The following is a 22200-nucleotide window of genomic DNA, read 5'->3' as shown; positions in this document are numbered from 1 at the left end:
AAAAGTTCATTTGTTGTTTTTTAGTATTCGGTTTAATGGCCTGTTCATCAGGCGACGATTCTAGCCCTGAAGAAGAAACACATCCTAGAGAAGCCTATTTTTTGGAAGCGATTATCGGATCATGGGCGTATGATACAATAAAATTAGATGGGCAATTATTTCTCTATCAGCACACCGAAGGATGTGTTAAAGATCGGTTTCAGTTTTATAATAGAGAGGGTAAAGAATTTGACTTCGAGGAAAGTGTGGTGCTAAATTGTTCTAATTGTGCTGAGTGTGCTTCAAGAGGAACAGGTTTGGAATGGGCTCTTAATGGAGATAAAATAAGTTTATATTGGAGAGATCAAGTAGTTTTAATTTATAAAATAATTGATGTTGATGATGAAAAATTTACTTATGAAGTTGAAGTAGACTACGATGAAGATGGGGATATAGATCTTTTGGAGATAACGGGTATACCCTACGATCCTTATGGGGAATTTGATTAGTTGAGCTTAAGATGAAGTACATTTATAACGTTACAGTAAATATAGACGAGTCCATACGCGACGAGTGGTTAACATGGATTAAGGAACATATCCCGCAAGTTTTAGGTACTGGCAAATTTGAAAAAGCTACCTTAACTAAGGTTTTGGTGGAGGAAGATATGGGAGGTATTACCTACTCGATTCAGTATCAATCCTATTCCAGAGAAGCTTTGGACGCTTACTATCGGGAAGATGCCGAGAAGTTAAGAAGTGACGGTATGAAAAAATTCGCCGATAAAATGTTGGCGTTTAGAACCGAGCTTCAGGTTATTGATGAATATACGGTGAATTTTAAGTAACCGAAGTAGACCTGTCAGGTCTATATCAACTTTGTGTCTTAGCGCCCCTGCCTACCGGCAGGCAGGTTTGCGAGAAAAACTTATGTCAGTAAAAGCAAAAAAACATCTAGGTCAGCATTTTTTAAGGGATGAAAATATCGCCCGAAAAATAGCCGATACCTTGTCGTTAAACGGCTATCAAAACGTTCTGGAAATAGGGCCTGGGATGGGGGTGCTGACTAAATATTTGCTTCAAAAAGATATCACAACATACGTCATCGAAATTGATTCAGAATCCGTTGAATATCTACAAGCCAACTATCTCAACCTCGCCCCAAGAATCATTGAAAAAGACTTTCTCAAGTACGATTTAAACGAAGTCTTCAAAGGAGAACCGCTAGCTATTATTGGTAATTTCCCCTATAATATTTCATCGCAAATTGTTTTTAAAACCTTGGACATGCGTAATCAAATCCCTGAGTTTTCAGGGATGTTTCAAAAGGAAGTCGCCCAACGGATTTGCGCCAAAGAAGGCAATAAAATCTATGGAATTCTTTCTGTGTTAACCCAGGCGTTTTATGATGCAGAGTACCTTTTTACCGTTCCACCTTCGGTATTCAATCCTCCTCCAAAAGTAGATTCTGGGGTATTAAGACTCACCAGAAAAGAAAACTACAAACTGCCTTGTGATGAGGTACTATTCTTCAAAATAGTAAAAACGGCATTCCAACAACGGCGAAAGACACTTCGCAACAGTTTAAAAACATTGGATTTATCCGATAATTTAAAAGCAAATGTTATCTTTGGCCAGCGTCCGGAACAATTGAAAGTTCAGGAGTTTATTGAGCTTACGCTGATGATTGAAAACGACAGAAAATAAGTAACACTTTTTTGAAGTTGTCCAAAATGTCTAATAACTGGTTTGTCACATTGAGTGCAGTCGAAATGCTTTGATGTTCGGGAATTATAAGGTTTTCGACTGCGCTCAAACTGACATATCTATTGTTTTTCATAAAAGCGTCTTTAAAAGTCCAGTTGATGGAAGAAGAAGAAAAAGAAAACATACAATTTGAACTGACGGATGAGCTTTTGGAGCAGGTTGAAGGTCTTGTAGCATCCCAAGATGACAAAGCACTTCAAAAACTGCTCAATGAGTTTCACTACGCCGATATTGCCGAAATTCTAGATGAACTTAATCTAGAACAGGCAATTTACGTCATCAAATTATTGGATTCTGAAACCACTTCCGACATCCTAATGGAGTTGGACGAGGATAATCGGGAAAAGGTGCTCCAAAACCTGACGGCCAAGGAAATTGCCGAAGAGGTGGAAGAACTGGATACCGATGATGCGGCGGACATTATTGCAGAACTTCCAGAAGAACGCCAACAAGCCGTTATCGACCGGATTGAGGACGAGGAACATAAAGAGGAAATCCAGGAACTTCTGGCCTATGAGGAGGACACCGCCGGTGGATTGATGGCGAAGGAATTGGTAAAAGTGTATGAAACTTGGACGGTTGCTGGCTGTATGCGTCGTATTCGGGGGCAGGCAAAGGAAGTGACGCGTGTGCACTCTATTTACGTCGTAAATAAAGAGGAAAAATTGATTGGCAGACTGTCCCTTAAAGACCTGATAGTTGCAAAAAGCGAACAAAAAATTTCGGATTTAGTCAAAGTAAACGTAGATTATGTTTACGACCACGAAGATGTAGAAGAGGTGGCCAAAGTAATGGCCAAATACGATTTGGAAGCCATTCCTGTAGTGGATGAAAACAAAACTTTGCTCGGCCGCATTACTATCGATGATATTGTAGATGTTTTAAAAGAAGAAGCCGAAAGAGACTATCAAATGGCAGCCGGTATTACGGGCGATGTCGATTCGGATGACAGTATTCTGCAATTGACACGTGCACGTTTGCCATGGCTGTTTTTGGGTTTAATTGGCGGTATTGGTGCTTTCATCATTATGGAAGGATTTAAAGGCTTGTTTACTGGGAAGGCTGTCATACTTTTCTTTTTTACGCCATTAATCGCGGCTATGGCCGGAAACGTGGGCGTGCAATCCAGCGCAATCATTGTACAAGGTTTGGCGAATGACGATGTAAAGGGCAGTATCAATAGCCGATTGATTAAAGAAATGCTTCTTGCCACGCTTAATGGTTTGATTTTGGCCCTATTCCTGTTTCTTTTCGTTTGGATGTTTGAGGGAGAGGTGAATACCGCATTTGCCATTTCAATTTCTCTGGTCGCAGTTATCATCGTGGCCGGTATCATAGGCACTTTTGTCCCGTTATTTCTGAACAAGCGGGGGATAGACCCTGCCATTGCCACGGGGCCATTTATTACTACTAGCAATGATATCCTCGGGATTCTGCTTTATTTCTGGATTGCGAAATTGATTTTAGGGATTTAATCTGAAATATCAATTGGACAGATTGAAGACATGCCTTTGTTGTCATCTGGGTATGATGAACGCCTTTGAGTTTTTGGGTAATTTTATTAGTTTCAAAGGGCTATTCTTCGTTTTTTATAAGTAGCACCTCTATGGCGACTGCTCAAAATTATCCACGCATTGCTTGTAAGCATCAGCATCAATTTCAATAGCATCAATAATTTGAGAAGAACTTCTTTGGGCCAACATTAAAGCAATAACTCCGACGGTTGCTCCAATACCTAAAATAGAGAACGGATTTCCAACAACAGAGGTCAGGCTCCCAATAATACGCTGTCGGCTCCAATTTTCATGGCACATCGGTCTTGGGCCACCCTAAATTGTTTGAACTGAAAAGAAATTATTTTTATAATATATTTCTTACTTTAATATACATTTAGTCGTATATCAATGTTAAAAATCGCTATAAAACACTAAAATATCCGATAAAGCGCATTTATTATGAAATTTTTTTATAACTTGTTTGGGCTTTTCTCAAACTAATTGAACAAAACAAAACTATAAACAACTAATAAATACTTAAGACTATGGTGCAACAAACTCAAAAAATCAGGCAACTCAATCAACTCTTGGTGATTAACCACAACGCAGAAAGGGCTTATTTAGAAGCTCTGGAGTCCGCTGAAAATGAAGAATTAAAACAGTTTTTCAGGGCAAGGGCCTTTGAGCGGAATGAGTTTTGTAGGTATTTGGGAGCAGAGATTAGATTATTAGGTGGTGCTCCAAATTTCTCCGATACTATAGATTCCAAAACTAAAATCAATTGGCCTGATTTTAAGAAGGTACTTGCTTCCAAAAACCCCCGCGCCTTGTTCAATGAGATTAACAGACTTAAGAGTGCATGCGTGGCACAATACAATAGGGTGTTGAACAGTTTTGAGTTTCAGGAAAGTTTAGCAAATTTGCTGGAGAAACAAAAACAGATTATTGGTTCGTCCATAAGCCTTATGAGATATAAGGACGGCTTAACATCTGCACAACCACGCTTAGCTTCAAACGGCTAATCTGCCGAATACTTTAATACTTATTGGCACTCAATACACATGTATTGGGTGCTTTTTTTTTTTTTGGGGATCAGTACTGATAAGTTGAAGTCCTGTTAATGGGTAGTTTTTAACATTTACCTCGTTAAAATGTCATAAATAGTGCTAAAAAATGTTAAAAACGCTAGGGTAAATATACGGTTTTCCACTTTTGGGCGTATATTAAATAGTATCTCTGTTGATATGTTTAATTTATAAAAACTTTGAATATGAGACATTTAGAAAAAAATATGGCACATTTGAATAGCTTATTGCATTTAAATTACGAGGTTGAAGAGATATACCACGAAGTGCTTAGGCATGTTCAAGGTGAAAGTTTGAAAACCTTTTTTAGAAACGCTGGTTTTGTGCGTAACGAATTCAATAGGGTGCTTAGAGGTGAAATAGAAAATTTTGGTTTTGAGCCTGTGGAATATAAGGGAGTAGGTAGAATGTACAAACGTATTTTGATGAAAATCAAAAGCATGATTGGAAAAGAAGAGGATATTGAATTATTGCAACAAGTAAGCAATATTGAGCAATTGACTATTGGAGCTTACAACGTTGTTTTACAGGAAAGGCACTTGCCCTTGTCTGTATGCAAAGTGCTTATTGAGCAAAGGGATAAAATGCAAAAAACGATAAACACCATTGAAGTAAAGGAAGCCTTAGTGGCATAAAAGTTTGACAGACTTGTCGATAATAAGCTGGCCTAATTCGGGTTGGCTTTTTTATTTTGAAAAAAGAGAATTATAAATACAAATCGATGAGACCTTCTGGGGTTTCAACAACAATGTTTTTATTTTCTCTATCCACCTTCTTGATAAACTTGTCGTTCATGGGGATAAGAATTTCAAGACCGTTTCTGTCCACTTCAAAAAGAGCTTGGGCCGTGGTATCGTTAACCGACTTTACAACGCCCACTTCACCAAAATTTTTATCCACTATGGTGAAGCCGATAATTTCATGAAAGTAGAATTTATTGCCTTCCAATTTTGGGAGAAGTTCTAAAGGTAAGTATAGTTCGCTTTTAAGAATAGAATCAGCATCTGCTTCGGTGTCCACATCTTCAAACTTCAATCGCAACAATTCTGATTTATGCAGTTGCGAATGCTCCACAAAAAATGGTACCAGATTATTGCGCAGTTCTAAAAAAATGGCGTCCAAATTTTCATAAAGTTCTGGCTGGTCGGTGTCTAATTTTGCTAAAACCTCGCCTTTAAAACTGTATTTTTTTACGATCTTACCTAGGTAAAAGCAATCTTCTTTTTTCATGACAAATTAATGGTTTGTCATGCTGAATTTATTTCAGCATCTCATAAACATAATTCTAAAGTGAGATCCTGAAACAATCCCGAAAGTTATCGGGGCAGGATGACACAAAAGGAAATCTTTTTGTATAAAAAAATCCCGCCAAAGGGCGGGACTAAAAGTATAAAAAAATAAATTTCTATTCTTCTTCGTTTGATGCTTCAGCTTCCGCAACAGGAGCATCATCCTCAGTAGCGTCTTCTTCAGCAACAGGAACAGCTGCAGCAACTCTTGCTTCGTTAACTGCTTTTTCAGCGGCCAATGCTTCAGCTTTGGCTTTGGCTTCTGCTTCAGATAGTCCGTCAGCTTTCGCTTGGATTTTAGCTTCTTTTTCATCTAGCCAAGCTTTGAATTTTTCCTCAGCCTGCTCTTCGGTCAAAGCCCCTTTTGTTACTCCACCTGCTAAATGATTTTTCAATAAAGCACCTTTGTAAGATAAAAGAGTTCTGGCCGTATCGGTTGGTTGCGCACCATTTTGTAGCCACTTTACAGCACCGTCAACGTCAAGTTCTACTGTTGCAGGGTTCGTGTTTGGATTGTAGGCACCCAATTTTTCTAGGTATCTACCATCTCTTTTTGATCGTGCATCTGCTGCTACGATCCAATAATAAGGTTTCCCTTTTTTACCGTGTCTTTGTAATCTAATTTTTACTGGCATAATAATTAATTGTTTGAGGTTCCCGACCTCGGTTATTAATGAGGGCGCAAATATAATTGATTATTTCTTAATTACCAGTGTTTTCCCTAAAATAATAAACAAACAGGATGAGGTGTTTTTATATCAAGAAAGAAAGCCCGTTGGTTTGAATTGATGGTTTTAAAGACTGAAATATTGTTATTCTTTTTAGCCGTCAATAAAATTTTAGTTATAGTTCTGTGGACATCCGGTATTAACTAAAGTGTTTTTTATTTTGCATTCCACTTTAACTACTACCGTTCTTTAAATGTTAACACGAAAAGCCTTAACTGTTAAAGTCCTATGAATACTGCTAAAAACTGTTAAAAAACTTGACATTGCCCTTCGTATCTGTTATACTGTTATCGATAGATGTGAAACAATAAGCATCTTAAAAGAAATTATTGAAATTTAAAAATGAAAATGATAATATGAAGTACACTGAAAAGATTTCAAAAAATTTAAATGAATTGTTAATCAAGAATTATGACGCTGAAAAAGGCTATAGAAGCGCTGCTGAAAATGTAGACAGCCATACGTTAAAGCAGTTTTTTGATAGAATGGCGTCTGAGCGTGCAGAATTTGCCAGCGAAATTAAGACGGAAATTCGAAGATTTGGAGAGGAACCAAAGGACTCCGGCAGTTTTAAAGGTTTAGTACACAGAAACTGGATGGATCTGAAAACCTTATTCTCCTCAAATGATGAGGTTGCAATAATTGAAGAAGTTATCCGTGGTGAAGAAAAAAGTTTAGATGCGTACTACGATATACTGAAAGAAAGAAATCTTCCAGCGAGTATCGATGCATTGCTGTTTAAGCAAAAAAGTGCCATTCAAGCTACTATTAATTCTGTAAAAGTACACGAAGAATTAGTGTCATAAATAGACATTATTTAGGTTAAGTAGGTAGCAGTCCTCCCGATTATATTGGGAGGGCTGTTCTTTTTTTACTTTATACGAGATTCAAAATACCCAATATTAGGTATTTTATGTTACTCATGTGGTTTGTAGTTTTACCCCGCTATTAATTAGTTCTTAGGGAGAATTTAGCGAAGTGCTTCCTCGCCGTTTGGTGTGGGGCACTTTTTTTGTTTGAAGTTTTTTTTAGTAATTTTCCATAGCTAATATATCAATGAAGAGGGATGGGAGCATTTTTTGAGTTGTTTTAAGGCTTCAAAGGTTCAACAGATACCCTTTAAAAACTACATGTTTTAATATTTAAATTAAAAGTATGGTGCCAGATTATGGTATTGATATTTCCGAGTTTATTGCTGACGTTTCTGACGAATTGCAAGGGGTGAAATCTAGGAAGCTTTGTTTCGAAGGCATAAAAAACATCCCTTTGATTAAAGGGAAGCAATGCCTGTATGTCATGGATTGGCAAACCTTAAAAATGACATATTTGAGGGGTGTTGAAGAAATGCTTGGGTATACAGAAAAAGACTTTGTTTTTGATTTAGTCCTAAAATATTTGCATCCTGATGATGCAAAGTTCGTTAATCGTATCGTAAAAGGGGCTGTTGAACAAAGTGTAAGAGAGAATGTTTCGGGAGAACGCCCATTTCTTAATCTGACCTATAGGTTAAAAAAGAAAGACGGCTCGTATTTGAAAGTTTTAAGACGTTCAACGGCCTATGAAATTGACAGTCAGGGGCGGTTGGTGAGTAATTTTTCTTTACTCACCGATATTTCTTTTATTAGTAATAACGACAAAGTAGAATGGGATATTCATTTGGACGGGATTAATGTTGAAGATTTCAATAATTCGATACGAAATGAGTTCGTGGATTTTTTTACTTCTCGGGAAAAACAAATTATTGGTTTGATCCATAAAGGGTTCAATAGCAGGCAAATTGGAAGAAAGTTGAATATTAGTTACCACACGGTTTCCACGCACAGAAAAAATATATTCAAAAAGAGCCGATGTCATAGTACACATGAGCTTATGTCTTTTTGCATTAAAAACGGAATAATTTAGACGATATGAAAAGCCATACTTCATTTTGTGCATGCTTTCAAAAGTTATTAATGCGAAACCGGTCAAAACTAGTTTGTTCACAACTCTTCATAACTCCCCTTTAGAAAAGTAGAAATTCTACCTATTTTTATATGCTCGTTTTTCTCGAATCCACGATTAAACGAATCAACGCATAATCATTTCGTATGTATTTAATTTTCGATACTGAAACCACGGGTTTGCCTAAGCGCTGGGATGCGCAGATTACCGATGTTGACAACTGGCCAAGATGTATTCAAATTGCATGGCAGTTGCACGATGCCATGGGGAATTGCATTGGTCATCAGGATTATTTGATACAACCCGATGGGTTTAATATCCCTTATGATGCCGAAAAAATTCACGGTATTTCTACGGAATTGGCTCAAGAAAAAGGTGTGCCTTTGGCGGAGGTGTTGGAAAAGTTCAACGAAGTTTTAGGTAAAACGAAATTTGTCGTTGGGCAGAATTTGAAGTTTGATTTGAACATCATGGGCGCAGAGTTTGTCCGGGAAAGTTTAGAAAACAATTTGCAGGAATTGCCCGTTTTGGATACCTGTACAGAACATACTGCCCAGTTGTGTCAAATTCCGGGTGGACGATATGGCAAATTTAAATTGCCCACACTGACGGAATTGCACGAGCATTTATTCAATGCTCCTTTTGCCGAAGCGCATAACGCTACGGCGGATGTAGAGGCTACAACGCGTTGCTTTTTGGAATTGGTGCGTTTGGGTGAGTACACCAAAAACCAATTGGATGTTGAGCCTGATTATTTCCAGAATTTCAAGGAGGCCAATCCCGGAACGATTCAAACTATCGGTTTAAAGCACATCAACCTTAAAAAGGAAAGTGCCAAAATCAGGGAGCGTATTGAAAAAGCAAAGTCTGCAATTTCTTCGGAAGATATCAAACAAAACGCATCGGATTTAGCTGATGTTGATTTTGTCCATTTGCACAACCATTCGCAATTCTCAGTATTGCAATCCACTATGAGCGTTGCAGATTTGGTGAATGCGGCGGCAGAACATCATATGCCGGCGGTGGCATTGACAGACCATGCCAACATGATGGGGGCTTTTCACTTTGTGAATGCTGTCAATCGCGTTAATAGTGGTATCAAAGATAAAATTGCCGAAGCTGAAGAAAAAGGTGAAGCTACCGATGCAAAACTAATTAAGCCTATCGTAGGTTGTGAGTTTTTTGTTTGCGAAGACCATACCGATAAAACCCGAAAGGATAATGGCTATCAAATTGTCCTGTTGGCGAAAAATAAAAATGGCTACCACAATCTGGCAAAACTGTCGTCCCACGCCTTTGTGGACGGGTTTTACTATTTGCCTCGAATCGATAAAAAGTTGATTCAACAATACAAAGAAGACCTAATTGTATTGACCGGGAATTTATATGGTGAAGTGCCAAGCAAAGTCTTAAACATTGGCGAAAGTCAAGCCGAAGAAGCACTCATTTGGTGGAAAAACGAGTTTGGGGAAGATTTATATGTGGAGCTTATGCGCCACAATCAGGAGGATGAAAATCGGGTAAACCCAACATTGATAAAGCTGGCCAAAAAGCATGATGTCAAACTAATTGCGACCAACAACACGTATTATAAAAGTCAAGAGGATGCGAATGCGCATGATATTTTGTTGTGTGTAAAGGACGGTGAAAAACAGGCTACACCCATTGGTCGAGGACGGGGGTATCGCTATGGATTACCAAATCAAGAATATTATTTCAAATCCTCCGAGGAAATGAAAGCCCTATTTCGCGATGTTCCTGAGGCGATTTTGAATGTTCAGGAAGTGGTGGACAAGGTGGAAGCTTTTCAGCTAGCTCGAGATGTCCTTTTGCCTGCTTTTGATATTCCCGATGAATTCAAGCATGAAGAAGATTTAGCCGATGGCGGTAAGCGAGGAGAGAATGCCTATCTGAAACATTTGGTTTATGAAGGAGCCAAAAAACGATACGGCGAACCCCTTTCGGAAGAGGTAAAGGAACGTCTCGATTTCGAATTAAATGTAATTGAAAACACCGGTTATCCGGGCTATTTCTTGATTGTGGAAGACTTTATCCGCGAGGCACGAAATATGGATGTGTCGGTAGGACCAGGACGTGGTTCGGCGGCAGGTTCTGTGGCGGCCTATTGCCTATGGATTACAAATATCGACCCGTTGAAGTACGATCTGCTTTTTGAGCGTTTTTTGAATCCAGATCGTATCAGTATGCCAGATATCGATATCGATTTTGATGACGAAGGCCGTGGTCGTGTCATGGATTATGTGATTGAAAAATACGGAGCTAACCAAGTTGCCCAAATCATCACATATGGTACAATGGCAGCAAAATCCTCCATTCGGGATACGGCACGGGTGCTGGATTTACCGTTATTTGAAGCGGATAGATTAGCCAAACTAATTCCAAATATGTCTAAACTAAATAAGATTTTTGGTTTGGATGAAAAAGAACTCGGAAAGAAGTTTAGGGCTGAGGATGTTGAAAAAATCAACGAGCTACTGAACATTTCCGAAGGTGGGGGGCTGGAGGCCAAAACCGTAAACACAGCTAGAACATTAGAAGGTTCGGTACGGAATACGGGAATCCATGCCTGTGGTGTGATTATCACGCCGGATGATATCACCAAATTCGTTCCTGTAGCCACAGCAAAAGATTCCGATTTGTACGTTACCCAATTTGATAACTCGGTGGTGGAATCTGCAGGGTTGTTAAAAATGGATTTTCTTGGGTTAAAAACCTTGACTTTAATTAAGGATACCGTTAAAATCGTTAAGGCAAAACATGGTATTCAGCTTGACCCAGAATCTTTTCCTCTGGATGATGAAAAAACCTATCAATTGTTCCAAAGAGGTGAAACCGTTGGGGTGTTCCAATACGAATCCCCCGGGATGCAAAAACACCTTCGCGATTTAAAGCCAACCGTTTTTGAAGATTTGATTGCAATGAACGCTTTGTATCGCCCGGGGCCGATGGAATATATTCCAAGTTTCGTTCGAAGAAAGCATGGAGATGAAGAGATTCAATACGATTTACCTGCCATGGAGGAATACCTTCAAGAAACCTATGGGATTACAGTGTATCAGGAGCAGGTGATGTTGCTGTCTCAAAAGCTGGCGGATTTTACCAAGGGTGAGGCCGATGTCCTCCGAAAGGCCATGGGTAAAAAGCAGATAGCCGTTTTGGCGAAAATGAAACCTAAGTTTATCGAACAGGCCAGTGCTAACGGACACGACGCCAAGGTGCTTGAAAAGGTTTGGAAGGACTGGGAGGCCTTTGCGAGTTATGCGTTTAACAAATCACACTCCACCTGTTATGCTTGGATAGCCTATCAAACGGCGTATTTAAAAGCCCATTACCCGGCGGAATATATGGCAGCGGTACTGTCCAACAACATGAACGACATCAAGCAGGTCACCTTTTTTATGGAAGAATGTAAACGGATGAAATTGGATGTATTAGGGCCGGATGTTAACGAGAGTTACTATAAATTCTCCGTAAACAAAGATGGCGCGGTCCGATTCGGAATGGGGGCTATAAAAGGGGTAGGCCACGGTGCGGTAATGACCATTGTGGAGAATCGCAAAAAAGACGGGCACTATAAATCCATTTTTGATTTGGCCAAACGTATCGATTTACGTGCGGCCAATAAGAAGGCTTTTGAAAACTTGGCCCTTGCCGGAGGTTTTGATGGTTTGGGGGATACCCATCGCGCACAGTATTTCCATGATGATGGAGATGGAATTACCTTTTTGGAAAAAGCCATTAAATATGCGCAAAAGTATAAGGAAAATGAAAACTCGGCTCAGGTCAGTTTGTTTGGGGAAAGTAGTGATGTGCAAATTCCAGAGCCACAAGTACCACCTTGCGAGGAATGGGGTACTATGGAAAAGCTCAGCAAGGAAAGGGAAGTGGTTGGGGTTTATATTTCGGGGCATCCTTTGGATGATTTCAATACCGAAATGGATACCTTTTGTAATGCCAGTGTTGGGATGTTCAATAATTTAGAGCCTTACGTGAACCGTGAATTGACCTTTGGTGGCGTAGTGACGGATGTTCAACATCGTGTGAGTAAACAGGGCAAAGGTTGGGCATTGTTTACGGTTGAAGATTACAATGACAGCTACGAATTCAGGATTTTTGGTGAAGAATATTTAAAGTTCAGGCATTTCTTGATGCAGAACAATTTTGTGTTTGTAAAAACCTTTGTACGCGAAGGTTGGACAAATAAGGAAACGGGAAAAAAGGGTGACCCGAGACTACAGTTTAATAATTTCCAACTGTTGCACGACGTGATGGAGAGTTATGCTAAAAAATTATCCATTCAATTGGATATTAATGATTTGAGCGACCAAAAAATCATAGTGCTAAAAGAATTATTGCACCTGCACCCCGGAAATCAAGCCTTGAATTTTGTGGTGTACGACAACCGAGAGAAAATGAAACTGTCTATGCCCAGTCGTAAACAAAAGGTGAAGGTGTGCCAGGAACTACTGAATGAATTGACGGATCGGGATGTTCGGTTTAAGTTGAATTAATATGGTTATAAAAGTTAGATTCTTGATGTTTTACGGCATTGTTTTCTTAGCCGTGATTGGGTGCAAAAACCAAAAGAGTATTCCAAAATCAGAATCAAAAGCGGATCTTTTCCAGTCCATATTGGATTCGGTATATAATGCCAACAAAGGTTGTGTGGGGCTAATGGCCCACATAGAAGCTCCCGGAAAAAATATTTCTTGGAGTGGAGCGGTGGGTGTTGCAGATTCAGTAACCAAAGTTGTGCTTCAAAGGGATCAGCCTGTTTTAATTGCAAGCAATACTAAAACTTATGTCGCAGTGGCGATATTAAGATTGGCGGAGCAGGGAAAAGTTGAATTGGACAGTAAAATTGAACATTACATTTCAAAAAAGTCCAAACAGCTTTTGGAAGCCGACGGGTATCGACCAAACGATATTTCGTTGAAACACTTGTTGACACACACCGGCGGTTTATTTGATTATGCGGGTTCTGAAAAATTTTTCGAATTTATTGCAACGCAACCAAATTACAGATGGACACGAGATGAGCAGATCGAATTGGCTATATCGGAGGGTGAACCACTGGGCAAACCGGGAGAAGTATTTTCATATTCGGATACCAATTATCTTCTGGCGTCTGAAATCATTGAGACTTTAACGGGTCAGGAGTTTTATGTCGCGATGCGCGAGCTCTTAAAATTTGATCAATTACATTTGGATGCTACTTGGTTTTCATCTTTGGAGCAGTACCCTGAAAATGTGCTTCCATTGGCCTATCAGTATTCTTCTGAAGAAGGGGTGAATAGCTATAGCCTGGACCATTCCTTCGATCTATACGGTGGAGGAGGGTTGGCTTCAACTACTAAAGATTTGGCTGTGTTTTTGCATGGTGTTTTCAATCATAAGGTTTTTGACGACCCTGAAACAGTGCAACTCTTATTTACAGAAGTTGAAACAAAGCAACCAAAGGAGTGGGATTATTTTTTTGGGATTTCCCCGTATGACTTTAATGGTTTAAAGGGTTATGGACATAATGGATATTGGGGCACCATTGTCAACCATTTTCCGGAATTGAATACTACAATTTCTGTTTTTGTACTGGAAAGGGATAAAAGATATCTAAGGGTTGATTTAACAGCATCTTATTTAAAAGTATTAAAAGACCTAGAATAAAGAAGGGTTAATTTGAAATTTCAAACTCAGGGCAATCCACTCGAATCTCTGAATGTTGCAATTCCTTTTCCAATAAATTACAGTAGTGGTGTTGTCCGTTTTTCTGATAAAACTTGCAGGCATAACAAGTGCGTTGCACAGTTAAAACTCCAATTTTATTCAGTTTGAAAATTAATTGACTTAGAGTTTTAAAAGTTTGTTCCAAGTCTTTGTCGCCCAAGCCGTCCAATTGAATTTTTAAGGGTTGAGCAAAATTTTCTGTTTGGGCTACAATATCCTTTCCCGAACCGGATAATTGAATGGCATAGCTACGGCTATCGGAGGAAGAGAACACTTTTTCAATTAATTCTTTTTTTAGCAAAACTCTCACCGCATCACTAATGGTGGGTTTCGTCACATTAAATTCCTTGGCCAAGTGACTCACATTGCAGAACTCTAATTTGTGATAGTTGATAAAGATGAGAATTTGAATTTGAATGGGACTCAAGCCCAATAATTTTGCCTTTTCCCAAAGCAAAACCTTAAATGCTTCGGAAATGCGTTCCAGTCCAGCAACAATTTTGCTTTGAATGTCGTTTTCTTGATGATTGGGATTAAAAATACTGTCGCTCATAATTAAAAATGCCCCGCCTTTTTTGGCGGGACTAAGTTAGTAATCCTAACTATTAAAAGCAAGACTAAACTTTTACATCTGCCATTGAAGCTCCAAAGTTGATGTGCAATACATTGCCTGTTGGCGTTACTAAGGCAGGTACGGATTTAACTCCGGCATTTTCAGCCTCTGGAATTCTGGATGCATCTTCGCCAAAGTGAACAATGTCTACGTTTTCTTTTCCGATAAGTTCAATAATGTCATGTTCTGCACTAATACAAACAGGACACCCTGCGTGATAAAAAATGGATTTACTCATGATTTTGAATGTTTAAAAATTAGAATACAAATATAGTAAGGAATCCTAACTAAAAAAATTATTTATCAATTTTAACATTTAAAGAGGTAGGAACTTTTAAAGTTGGCCTGTTCTATTTATAAATAGGACAAATTATAATTAATTACCATGAGAAAAATTTTAAGCTTAACAATTTTAGTTAGTCTTTTCTTCGTTGCATGTAATACAGAGGAGACGCCCCAAGACGATTTAAATACTTCCGCAGAACTTGCTGTTGATGCCGAAGTTATTATTGAAGAAACCGAAGCTGTTTTAGATAATGTCGTTTTATACTCTGAAAGCGCATTTGGAGTTAACGCATCAAGTACATCAAAATCCACTACCTCTAAAGGTGAGCGTACTGATAAACGAGGGAAATCAGGTTTTTTTAGAGAATGTGCTGATATTACAGTAGAAGAAACGGACACTACCATCACAACAACCATTGTATTTACGGGTGAATGCGAAGATAAAGATGGAAACTCTATTACCGGCACTATTACCAAAGTACGAGAAAAGGCGGATGGTTCCAGAACAAGAACCGTAACCTTTACCGACGTAACCATTAATGGACGCGTAGTAAACGGCACGAAGCAATATGTGTTTACAGAAGAAAATGAAAATGGTAACCCAGAAATGTCTGGATCGGTTGATATAACTGTTGAAACAGAAGCTGGTACAGCAACTAAGGTTGGTAACAGAACTGTTGAAATCACCGCTGGAGGCGATACCTATTTTTGGTTTGATGATGAAAAAACCATTACAGGGTCTTCCACTTATACCAATGCTGAAGCTAAGACCTTTACTGTTGAAATCACAACGCCACTAGTGAAACCAGCTGAATGTAGATACATTGCTTCTGGAGTTAAAGAATATACTAGAGCAGAAGGCACTACAATTATAGATTATGGTGATGGTACTTGCGACAATGTGGCGACGAAAACAGCCCCTGATGGCACGATAACAGAAATCACCCTAAGAAAAAGAAGAAAGAAATAGTTTTAAGTGTGCCCTCACTTAAAAATCGTCACCTAATTGAATTGGGTGGCGATTTTTTTTTTTGGTTCATATTTGATTACTGGCCAATTTTAATATTTCTGATATTACTAAACAAGGGGTCTTTTTATGAATATAATGCCCACTTTCTTCGACAATTATTTGTGAACTTTTACTAGACAAATCAACCAAATCGGATTGAAATTCTAACCATTTTTCACGAAGCTCTTGCGTCTCTAAAGGAGAAGATTTTTTGCCTGCTGTTAGAACAGTAATAGGAATATTTGGAAATTCAGGAGCGCCCCTAAAGCTTGAAAGAGCAGAGGTTATTATATCAAACTCATATTGTCTTTTCCCCATTTTAGTTGATGAAATAAGCATATTGTAGAGTAATTTTTGCTCATTTTTAAAATATTCAAATTGTTCAGGATGTGAAGCATCAATAAAAACAACCCCAGCCACTTCATCTGGATAAAGACGGGCATACATATTGATAAACAAACCGCCTAATGAATGACCTACTAAAATGTAAGGAGGCTCAATGTTTTCTTTTTTTAAGTTTTCCCGTAATTGCTGGGCAACTTCTTGAACGGAATTAGGGAGTTTGTTATTTGTACTATTTGAATAGCCAGGTCTGTTGTATGCATAAACTCTATTGTGCTGAGACAATGAATCAAAAATCTTGTTCCAAGTATCTAATGATTGGCCCATTCCTGATTCAAAAACAATTGTTGGAGAACCATTTCCTTTTAAAGCATATTCCAAAGTATTTCCATTGTCTTGTCTTGCGCTTTTTGAAGTGGCACAACTGGTAAGCAGTGCCACTATTAATACTGTTAAAAGTGTTGCTAAACGTGTCATGTGTTTGTGATTAAAGTGAATTTTCATGGCGCTGACCAAGGACTGACATTAAACCTTGTACTGCCGGAACACTAATTTGAGCATCCAAATCATAGGAATTAGTGACGCTAAAATTTGCAAATTCAGCATCAAGATTTATATACAGTTGTGCAAAGAAATTTGTGTTGCTTCCAGCATGGGTTATTCCATGAGGCGTTACATTCCAGCCTAAAGCATATCCTGAATTATTTACTTCAGAATGAAGTATGTCCAAAGTTTCGTTTGAAATTAAATTGGTTTTTCCCAAATGCAGATTAACGTATTTTGCCATATCCTGAAGCGTTGTGTGCACTGTTCCTGCAGGCCCTAAAGCTTTCGGATTGTCGGAATAAATGTCTGTTGGGTTTTTAGGGGTCCATGAGTTGCCAGTATGTCTGTGCCCCCAAGGCTGATTTCCATTTCCTGAATTGCCTGGAGCACCAAATCCAGTATCATTCATGTTTAATGGATTGAATAAATGGATTGTAATTAGATTTTCCCAAGTATCTTCCATAATGAGTTCTAGCATAACCCCCACAATAACATAGCTACTGTTGCTATAAACAAATTCTCCAGAGTTGCTTTTAGGTAAATTTAAAGCAGTAATAGCCCATTCTTGCCTTATTTCAGAAACAGACCTTGAATCAGAAGGATTAACCGGATAATCTTCTGCGGTAATACCAGCTGTCATGGATAATAACTCCAGAATTGTTACATTTTGATAGTCTTCCAGATAGCCTTCTGTAGTGATGTCTCCAATTTTAGTGTTCCAACTTAAATAATTGTTCTCTATTAAAATCCCAGTAAGCGTTGCGGTCATAGATTTTGTTATAGAGCCAATATGCCATTTACTGTTGGGTAAAATAGGATTTGAACCGTCAAATTTTTGCAAACCAAGTTCAACGCTTTCTAATATATTTCCAGATTTTATGCTCATACCAGAAATAGCCGGAACACCAGATTCATCAATAATATTTTGAGTATGAACTGGTAATAAACCGTCTCCCGAAACGCCTATTTCTAAGTTTGGAGAAGGGTTGGTGTCATCATCTTTAGTACAGCTTGTTATGCAGGTAAACATGATGATTAGTGTAGATAGGATAAGTGTTTTCATCGTAATTAAGTTTTAGAATTTGATACAAAGGAATAGCGCTTATACCTGCTTTAAAAAGTTTATTTACAATGTGTATGTTTGAGTTGACCAATGGTAATTTTATGACGAATTCTTTATTTTTTGCATTTGGTCAGCGATACACCGCATTTGGTAAATAGAATTTTATTTCAATTTATTTGAGGTGTAATTTGTACACCTATTCGAATAATAAATATCTTTAAAAAGATTAAAGTCTGAATATGAAAAATTCTCGAAAAGTAGTTGTCCATTTTCTAGTTTGGCTAGTATTTGCTCTACTATTAAATTCGGAAACTTTAGATTTAGAGTGGGGTGCTTTTGATAGAAAACAAGGTTCGTTAATTATTCCTTTAGCTTATGGTTTGGCTTTAAGTGCATTTGTTTTTTACTATAATGTTTATAAGCTTATCCCGTCGTTTTTTGGAAAAGGTAAAAGATTGCGCTATTGGTTTGTTTCAATCGCTTTGGTCTTAGGAGTTTCATTTTTAGAGACCTTCATAGACATTCTTTATTTAGTATTTAAGAATTATGAACTTTCAAAAGAACAATTTGAAGCGGGTACAATTCAGTCTATCCTTTTATGGTATTTTATGGTTTTTGTTTCAGCCTTACTGCCCAATTGTATTTGTTGGATATTAGCATTTGCATTTCGTTTACCAAAGGATTGGTTAATTGCCGAAAAACAAAAAAATCAACTGGAAAAAGATAAACTACAATCTGAATTGGATTTTTTAAAGGCTCAAATTAATCCTCACTTTTTGTTTAATGGAATTAATAGTATATACCATTTAATTGGAGAGGATAACGATATGGCGAAAAACACCCTACTACAATTTTCTGGGTTATTGAGATACCAATTATACGATTGTGGTGTGAATTTTATTTCTGTTGAAAAAGAATTGAATTATATCAATAATTATATAAATATTGAAGAAGTTAGAAAAGGGGAAGATGCTGTATTTACGTTTAATTTACCGAGTGTTAGCGATGATAGCGAACTGAAAAACTACAAAATTGCACCATTGTTAATTACTCCTTTTTTAGAAAATGCGTTTAAATATTTGAGTCATCATTCCAAGCGGAATATGAATTTTATCGATTTGGATTTATCCATTTCAAACAAGGGTGTGTTAAATATGAAATTAGTTAATAGTTTTGATACTATGTTTAAAACCCAAAAAGATAGTAAGGGGGGCATAGGTTTGGAAAATGTAAAAAGGCGTTTGCAATTATTGTATCCTAATGAAAGGCACCAGTTGGATATTGATGCATCCGATAATGAGTTTTCGGTTAATTTAATACTTAATTTAAATGAAGATTAATTGCATTATAGTAGATGATGAGTCCCTTGCTCGGAAAGGCCTAAAAAAGTATGTTGAAGCTATCGATTTTTTAGACCTAAAAGGATTGTGCATTAATGCTATGCAAGCCAATACACTTTTAAAAACAGAAACGATTGACTTGGTGTTTTTGGATATAGAAATGCCTTTGATTTCGGGAATGGATTTTTTAAAATCGTTATCAAATCCGCCCAAAGTTATTTTTACTACGGCTTATTCAGAGTATGCCCTTGAAAGTTTTGCGTTTGATGTGATAGATTATTTGGTAAAGCCAATTTCTTTTGAGCGTTTTTTGCAAGCGTGTAATAAAGCATACAAAGTTTTTGAAACTCCCAAATTGGAAATACCTGTTACATCAAAAGAGAAAAAAGAAGAGCAAGATTATTTGTTTGTAAAAGTTGACCATGAACTCGTGAAAATAAACCACGACGATATACTGTTTATTGAAGGGATGCAAAACTATATTAGGATTTATACCCTAACTACTAATCATGTTGTACTGGTTCCGTTAAAAAATGTATTTACACTTTTGCCCGATAATAGATTTTATCAGGTACACAAATCTTATGTTATTCCATTGGACAAAGTTCAGGCAATTAGTGGCAATCAAATCATAATATCTCAACATAAAATCCCTGTAAGTAGAAATAAAAAAAATGAGGTTTTAGATATTTTGACACGCAACAAAATTTTGAAAAAGTAAACCTAAACTTTAGTGTCCAAGTAATCCCCTAATTTGTTCAGTTTATCATCCCAGAATTGCTCGTAAAACTTTAACCATTTATTCACTTCCTGCAGTTCTTTGGGGTTGGCGTTGCAAAAACGTTCGCGACCTTGCGCCTCAATATACACTAATCCCGCTTCCTCCAAAGTTTTAATATGTTTAGTGACCCCCTGTCGGGTCATGTCGAACTGATTTGAAATTTGGGTAATGGATAGGGCTGAGGTGGCGATCACCAAGGCTTGAAAAATATCACGCCTTGTTGGATCTGCAATAGCTTTAAATAATTTGGTGATTTTATCCTGCATTCACTTCGGCTTTTAAATAACTCGTTAAACCGTTGATGCAGTTGTCCCAACCGCCATTAAAACTTTCGAACATGGCCACTGCTGTTTCGCCGGCATAATTTGAAATGCCTGAATGTTCTAAAGTAAGCTTGGTGCCTTGTTCGACAGTTTCCAAATCCCATTTTACGGTGGTTTCCACTTTAGTGTCGGCTACAATCCAAGTGTATACCAGGGTATAAGGGTTGGCATTTTTGACCTCTCCGCTGATGACTGTACAGCCTTTTTCGTTAGGCTCAGCGGTAAAGGTGTATTTATAGCCTTTTTCGGCTTTAAAGTCGGCCCGGATAAACCAGGTCGAGATTTCTTCGGCTTTTGAAATGGCGTCCCAAACTTTTTCTATAGCGTGATTAAATAGGACTTCTTTTTTAATGACATCTTTCATTTTTATTCACTTTTAGATTAATATGCAACTTTGTGGTTGCTAAATTAAACTAAATTTTCATATTATGCAACTTTTTAGTTGCGTATTTAAAAAAAGCCCCTGCAGACTTCCCCTAATGGAGGGGTTAGATAAGGCCTCCGCAAGAGTGGTGCGTTAGGGATAGAAGTGGCATCCTTTTTAAGGGAAGAAAGGACTATGGTTAGTTTGGGTTATAATGTTAAAGATTGCCACGTCGCTCACTCCTCGCAATGACGCCTTAAAAAGATACAGCGGATAGCCCGACCCGAGGACGGCTTTGACATGAAACGTTCTGAAATTACATCGAGGGAAACGCCCAAATTAAAACAGAAATAAGGCGAAGTGATGCCGTTATAAGCAAAACAAATTGTGCGTTTGTAAGCTTTGGAAAATATTTTGACTAAGTTTGTAATTTAAACGAAATAAGAACTTATTAAATACATATATTATGGCATTAGAGATAACAGATGCAACGTTTGAGGAAACGGTTTTGAACAGTGATAAGCCGGTTTTGGTGGATTTTTGGGCAGCTTGGTGTGGGCCTTGTAGAATGGTTGGGCCGGTAATTGAACAGATTAGCGACGAATATGAAGGTAAAGCCGTTGTTGGTAAGGTAGACGTTGATGCTAACCAGGAATTTGCAGCCAAATACGGTGTGCGTAACATCCCAACTGTTTTGGTATTTCAAAACGGTGAGGTTGTTGGCAGACAAGTTGGTGTTGCGCCTAAAAATGCATACACGGAGGCGATTGATTCGCTTCTGTAAATAGAAAAAGAAAAGAAGAGGAAAAAGGTTTGCCGGATGGTGAACCTTTTTTTATTTTAGATGTTTAATAAATAAGACTAAAATGAGTAAAAATAAAGTGCAAGATGCCATTGACGGCAAATTAATTGAACAACGCAAAGTATTTTTGTGGGGTATGGTAAATGACAATTCTGCAAAACATGTCATTGATAGGTTGTTGTATTTGGATGCGTTGGAAACAGCTGATATTCATTTATATATTAACAGTCCAGGGGGCTATGTAACCTCTGGGTTTGCAATGTACGATACCATACAATCCTTAAAGAGTGATGTGTCCACGATTTGTACGGGGTTGGCGGCTTCCATGGGGTCTATTTTGTTATCGGCGGGTACAAAAGGTAAGCGCTTTATTCAACCACACGCCCGCGTGATGATTCACCAACCTAGTGGCGGCGCCCGTGGGCAAGCTAGCGATATTGAGATTACAGCTCAGGAGATTTTGAAGACTAAAGAACTGAGTGCCCAAATTTTAGCTGATAATTGTGGGCAGACTTTTGAAAAGGTGATGAAGGATTTTAACCGCGACCATTGGATGGGTGCAGAGGAGTCTGTGGCTTATGGTATTGTGGACAAGATGATATAATTTGCTTTAAGCATATAGAAATGTCACCTTGAGCGCTCCCGATAGTTATCGGGACGAAAGGTCGTAAAAGTTCAGTTTTTCATTAGGTTTCGACTTTAG

The 22200-nt window shown here is 38.0% G+C and carries 22 protein-coding genes and 2 pseudogenes; 15 read left to right on the top strand and 9 right to left on the bottom strand.

The genetic code is table 11. From position 1 onward, the window contains the following. The first annotated feature begins 35 nt into the window (after positions 1–35). The 4 genes from H7U19_RS07240 to mgtE all read left to right on the top strand — a co-directional run bounded on the left by H7U19_RS07240 (position 36) and on the right by mgtE (position 3220). Positions 36–488, top strand: a complete 453-nt coding sequence (locus tag H7U19_RS07240) for a hypothetical protein (RefSeq protein WP_186560719.1) — start codon at positions 36–38, stop codon at positions 486–488. 11 nt (positions 489–499) lie between these two features. After that, entirely contained in the window at positions 500–826 is a 327-nt protein-coding gene (locus tag H7U19_RS07235) for a DUF4286 family protein (protein ID WP_186560717.1), read from the top strand. An 82-nt stretch (positions 827–908) separates the two neighbouring features. Continuing rightward, complete coding sequence (rsmA, locus tag H7U19_RS07230) at positions 909–1685, top strand: 16S rRNA (adenine(1518)-N(6)/adenine(1519)-N(6))-dimethyltransferase RsmA (protein ID WP_186560715.1); 777 nt, start codon at positions 909–911, stop codon at positions 1683–1685. A 158-nt stretch (positions 1686–1843) separates the two neighbouring features. Further along, on the top strand, positions 1844–3220 hold the full coding sequence (gene mgtE, locus H7U19_RS07225; protein WP_186560713.1) for a magnesium transporter: 1377 nt from the start codon (positions 1844–1846) through the stop codon (positions 3218–3220). Positions 3221–3352: 132 nt separating this feature from the next. Here the strand turns inward: mgtE and H7U19_RS07220 are convergent. Further along, a pseudogene (locus H7U19_RS07220) lies at positions 3353–3552 on the bottom strand (tRNA (adenine-N(6)-)-methyltransferase); the annotation flags it as partial. 234 nt (positions 3553–3786) lie between these two features. Between H7U19_RS07220 and H7U19_RS07215 the strand changes: the two are divergent. Continuing rightward, positions 3787–4263 (top strand): DUF2383 domain-containing protein, encoded by a 477-nt coding sequence (locus tag H7U19_RS07215; RefSeq protein ID WP_186560709.1) that lies wholly within the window; start codon positions 3787–3789, stop codon positions 4261–4263. A 248-nt stretch (positions 4264–4511) separates the two neighbouring features. Then, positions 4512–4961, top strand: a complete 450-nt coding sequence (locus H7U19_RS07210) for a PA2169 family four-helix-bundle protein (RefSeq protein WP_186560707.1) — start codon at positions 4512–4514, stop codon at positions 4959–4961. Positions 4962–5031: 70 nt separating this feature from the next. Here the strand turns inward: H7U19_RS07210 and rimM are convergent, their stop codons facing one another. Both rimM and H7U19_RS07200 read right to left on the bottom strand, forming a co-directional pair. Next, positions 5032–5556: a ribosome maturation factor RimM gene (gene rimM, locus H7U19_RS07205; protein WP_186560705.1), complete on the bottom strand. Its 525-nt coding sequence runs from the start codon at positions 5554–5556 to the stop codon at positions 5032–5034. A gap of 175 nt (positions 5557–5731) precedes the next feature. Further along, positions 5732–6250: a 30S ribosomal protein S16 gene (locus H7U19_RS07200; RefSeq protein ID WP_186560703.1), complete on the bottom strand. Its 519-nt coding sequence runs from the start codon at positions 6248–6250 to the stop codon at positions 5732–5734. Between the two features lie 449 nt (positions 6251–6699). On the opposite strand from H7U19_RS07200, the gene H7U19_RS07195 reads away from it, so the two are divergent. The 4 genes from H7U19_RS07195 (at position 6700) to H7U19_RS07180 (ending at position 13969) form a co-directional block, all read left to right on the top strand. Then, a complete protein-coding gene (locus H7U19_RS07195) occupies positions 6700–7149 on the top strand; it encodes a ferritin-like domain-containing protein (RefSeq protein WP_186560701.1) in 450 nt (149 codons plus the stop codon). 349 nt (positions 7150–7498) lie between these two features. Next, positions 7499–8245 carry a LuxR C-terminal-related transcriptional regulator gene (locus H7U19_RS07190; protein ID WP_186560699.1) on the top strand — a complete coding sequence of 249 codons (747 nt, stop codon included), beginning with the start codon at positions 7499–7501 and terminating at the stop codon, positions 8243–8245. Between the two features lie 185 nt (positions 8246–8430). Next, a complete protein-coding gene (gene dnaE, locus H7U19_RS07185; RefSeq protein ID WP_186560690.1) occupies positions 8431–12816 on the top strand; it encodes a DNA polymerase III subunit alpha in 4386 nt (1461 codons plus the stop codon). 1 nt (position 12817) lies between these two features. Then, positions 12818–13969: a serine hydrolase domain-containing protein gene (locus tag H7U19_RS07180; RefSeq protein ID WP_186560688.1), complete on the top strand. Its 1152-nt coding sequence runs from the start codon at positions 12818–12820 to the stop codon at positions 13967–13969. A gap of 7 nt (positions 13970–13976) precedes the next feature. Here the strand turns inward: H7U19_RS07180 and H7U19_RS07175 are convergent, their stop codons facing one another. Both H7U19_RS07175 and H7U19_RS07170 read right to left on the bottom strand, forming a co-directional pair. After that, entirely contained in the window at positions 13977–14582 is a 606-nt protein-coding gene (locus H7U19_RS07175) for a MarR family winged helix-turn-helix transcriptional regulator (protein WP_186560686.1), read from the bottom strand. A 64-nt stretch (positions 14583–14646) separates the two neighbouring features. Beyond that, on the bottom strand, positions 14647–14880 hold the full coding sequence (locus tag H7U19_RS07170) for a thioredoxin family protein (protein WP_186560684.1): 234 nt from the start codon (positions 14878–14880) through the stop codon (positions 14647–14649). Between the two features lie 147 nt (positions 14881–15027). Here H7U19_RS07170 and H7U19_RS07165 point away from each other — a divergent pair, with 147 nt between their 5' ends. Then, positions 15028–15897 carry a hypothetical protein gene (locus H7U19_RS07165; protein ID WP_186560682.1) on the top strand — a complete coding sequence of 290 codons (870 nt, stop codon included), beginning with the start codon at positions 15028–15030 and terminating at the stop codon, positions 15895–15897. A gap of 66 nt (positions 15898–15963) precedes the next feature. Here H7U19_RS07165 and H7U19_RS07160 read toward each other — a convergent pair whose 3' ends face one another. Together H7U19_RS07160 and H7U19_RS07155 are read right to left on the bottom strand one after the other, a co-directional pair. Further along, on the bottom strand, positions 15964–16755 hold the full coding sequence (locus H7U19_RS07160; RefSeq protein ID WP_186560680.1) for an alpha/beta fold hydrolase: 792 nt from the start codon (positions 16753–16755) through the stop codon (positions 15964–15966). Positions 16756–16765: 10 nt separating this feature from the next. Then, positions 16766–17887, bottom strand: a complete 1122-nt coding sequence (locus tag H7U19_RS07155; RefSeq protein WP_186560678.1) for a serine hydrolase domain-containing protein — start codon at positions 17885–17887, stop codon at positions 16766–16768. A 239-nt stretch (positions 17888–18126) separates the two neighbouring features. Between H7U19_RS07155 and H7U19_RS07150 the strand changes: the two genes are divergently transcribed. Next, positions 18127–19227: a sensor histidine kinase gene (locus tag H7U19_RS07150; RefSeq protein WP_186560676.1), complete on the top strand. Its 1101-nt coding sequence runs from the start codon at positions 18127–18129 to the stop codon at positions 19225–19227. Next, the gene (locus H7U19_RS07145) at positions 19217–19948 is read left to right on the top strand and encodes a LytR/AlgR family response regulator transcription factor (RefSeq protein WP_186560674.1); all 732 of its coding nucleotides are present in this window, start codon (positions 19217–19219) and stop codon (positions 19946–19948) included. Before H7U19_RS07150 ends, H7U19_RS07145 begins: the two co-directional genes overlap by 11 nt. A gap of 2 nt (positions 19949–19950) precedes the next feature. On the opposite strand, the gene H7U19_RS07140 is transcribed toward H7U19_RS07145, so the two are convergent. Both H7U19_RS07140 and H7U19_RS07135 read right to left on the bottom strand, forming a co-directional pair. Then, entirely contained in the window at positions 19951–20274 is a 324-nt protein-coding gene (locus H7U19_RS07140; RefSeq protein WP_186560672.1) for an ArsR/SmtB family transcription factor, read from the bottom strand. Beyond that, on the bottom strand, positions 20264–20695 hold the full coding sequence (locus H7U19_RS07135; RefSeq protein ID WP_186560670.1) for an SRPBCC family protein: 432 nt from the start codon (positions 20693–20695) through the stop codon (positions 20264–20266). Before H7U19_RS07135 ends, H7U19_RS07140 begins: the two co-directional genes overlap by 11 nt. Before the next feature lie 448 nt (positions 20696–21143). On the opposite strand from H7U19_RS07135, the pseudogene trxA reads away from it, so the two are divergent. Beyond that, positions 21144–21479, top strand: a pseudogene (gene trxA / locus H7U19_RS07130) (thioredoxin); the annotation flags it as partial. Between the two features lie 82 nt (positions 21480–21561). Continuing rightward, positions 21562–22101, top strand: coding sequence for a ClpP family protease (locus H7U19_RS07125; protein ID WP_186560666.1), 540 nt, complete (start codon positions 21562–21564; stop codon positions 22099–22101). Positions 22102–22200: the final 99 nt, after the last annotated feature.

Source organism: Hyunsoonleella aquatilis, from assembly GCF_014270105.1.
Taxonomy (GTDB): domain Bacteria; phylum Bacteroidota; class Bacteroidia; order Flavobacteriales; family Flavobacteriaceae; genus Jejuia; species Jejuia aquatilis.
The sequence above is the reverse complement of the archived record's forward strand: the minus strand, read 5'-3'. Positions and strand labels throughout refer to the sequence as shown.

What these genes read in the sequence shown, in the direction of transcription:
- H7U19_RS07240 (WP_186560719.1), top strand. Translation starts at nt 36, where the DNA reads ATGGCCTGTTCATCAGGCGACGATTCTAGCCCTGAAGAAGAAACACAT.
- H7U19_RS07235 (WP_186560717.1), top strand. Translation starts at nt 500, where the DNA reads ATGAAGTACATTTATAACGTTACAGTAAATATAGACGAGTCCATACGC.
- rsmA (WP_186560715.1), top strand. Translation starts at nt 909, where the DNA reads ATGTCAGTAAAAGCAAAAAAACATCTAGGTCAGCATTTTTTAAGGGAT.
- mgtE (WP_186560713.1), top strand. Translation starts at nt 1,844, where the DNA reads ATGGAAGAAGAAGAAAAAGAAAACATACAATTTGAACTGACGGATGAG.
- H7U19_RS07215 (WP_186560709.1), top strand. Translation starts at nt 3,787, where the DNA reads ATGGTGCAACAAACTCAAAAAATCAGGCAACTCAATCAACTCTTGGTG.
- H7U19_RS07210 (WP_186560707.1), top strand. Translation starts at nt 4,512, where the DNA reads ATGAGACATTTAGAAAAAAATATGGCACATTTGAATAGCTTATTGCAT.
- rimM (WP_186560705.1), bottom strand. Translation starts at nt 5,556, where the DNA reads ATGAAAAAAGAAGATTGCTTTTACCTAGGTAAGATCGTAAAAAAATAC.
- H7U19_RS07200 (WP_186560703.1), bottom strand. Translation starts at nt 6,250, where the DNA reads ATGCCAGTAAAAATTAGATTACAAAGACACGGTAAAAAAGGGAAACCT.
- H7U19_RS07195 (WP_186560701.1), top strand. Translation starts at nt 6,700, where the DNA reads ATGAAGTACACTGAAAAGATTTCAAAAAATTTAAATGAATTGTTAATC.
- H7U19_RS07190 (WP_186560699.1), top strand. Translation starts at nt 7,499, where the DNA reads ATGGTGCCAGATTATGGTATTGATATTTCCGAGTTTATTGCTGACGTT.
- dnaE (WP_186560690.1), top strand. Translation starts at nt 8,431, where the DNA reads ATGTATTTAATTTTCGATACTGAAACCACGGGTTTGCCTAAGCGCTGG.
- H7U19_RS07180 (WP_186560688.1), top strand. Translation starts at nt 12,818, where the DNA reads ATGGTTATAAAAGTTAGATTCTTGATGTTTTACGGCATTGTTTTCTTA.
- H7U19_RS07175 (WP_186560686.1), bottom strand. Translation starts at nt 14,582, where the DNA reads ATGAGCGACAGTATTTTTAATCCCAATCATCAAGAAAACGACATTCAA.
- H7U19_RS07170 (WP_186560684.1), bottom strand. Translation starts at nt 14,880, where the DNA reads ATGAGTAAATCCATTTTTTATCACGCAGGGTGTCCTGTTTGTATTAGT.
- H7U19_RS07165 (WP_186560682.1), top strand. Translation starts at nt 15,028, where the DNA reads ATGAGAAAAATTTTAAGCTTAACAATTTTAGTTAGTCTTTTCTTCGTT.
- H7U19_RS07160 (WP_186560680.1), bottom strand. Translation starts at nt 16,755, where the DNA reads ATGACACGTTTAGCAACACTTTTAACAGTATTAATAGTGGCACTGCTT.
- H7U19_RS07155 (WP_186560678.1), bottom strand. Translation starts at nt 17,887, where the DNA reads ATGAAAACACTTATCCTATCTACACTAATCATCATGTTTACCTGCATA.
- H7U19_RS07150 (WP_186560676.1), top strand. Translation starts at nt 18,127, where the DNA reads ATGAAAAATTCTCGAAAAGTAGTTGTCCATTTTCTAGTTTGGCTAGTA.
- H7U19_RS07145 (WP_186560674.1), top strand. Translation starts at nt 19,217, where the DNA reads ATGAAGATTAATTGCATTATAGTAGATGATGAGTCCCTTGCTCGGAAA.
- H7U19_RS07140 (WP_186560672.1), bottom strand. Translation starts at nt 20,274, where the DNA reads ATGCAGGATAAAATCACCAAATTATTTAAAGCTATTGCAGATCCAACA.
- H7U19_RS07135 (WP_186560670.1), bottom strand. Translation starts at nt 20,695, where the DNA reads ATGAAAGATGTCATTAAAAAAGAAGTCCTATTTAATCACGCTATAGAA.
- H7U19_RS07125 (WP_186560666.1), top strand. Translation starts at nt 21,562, where the DNA reads ATGAGTAAAAATAAAGTGCAAGATGCCATTGACGGCAAATTAATTGAA.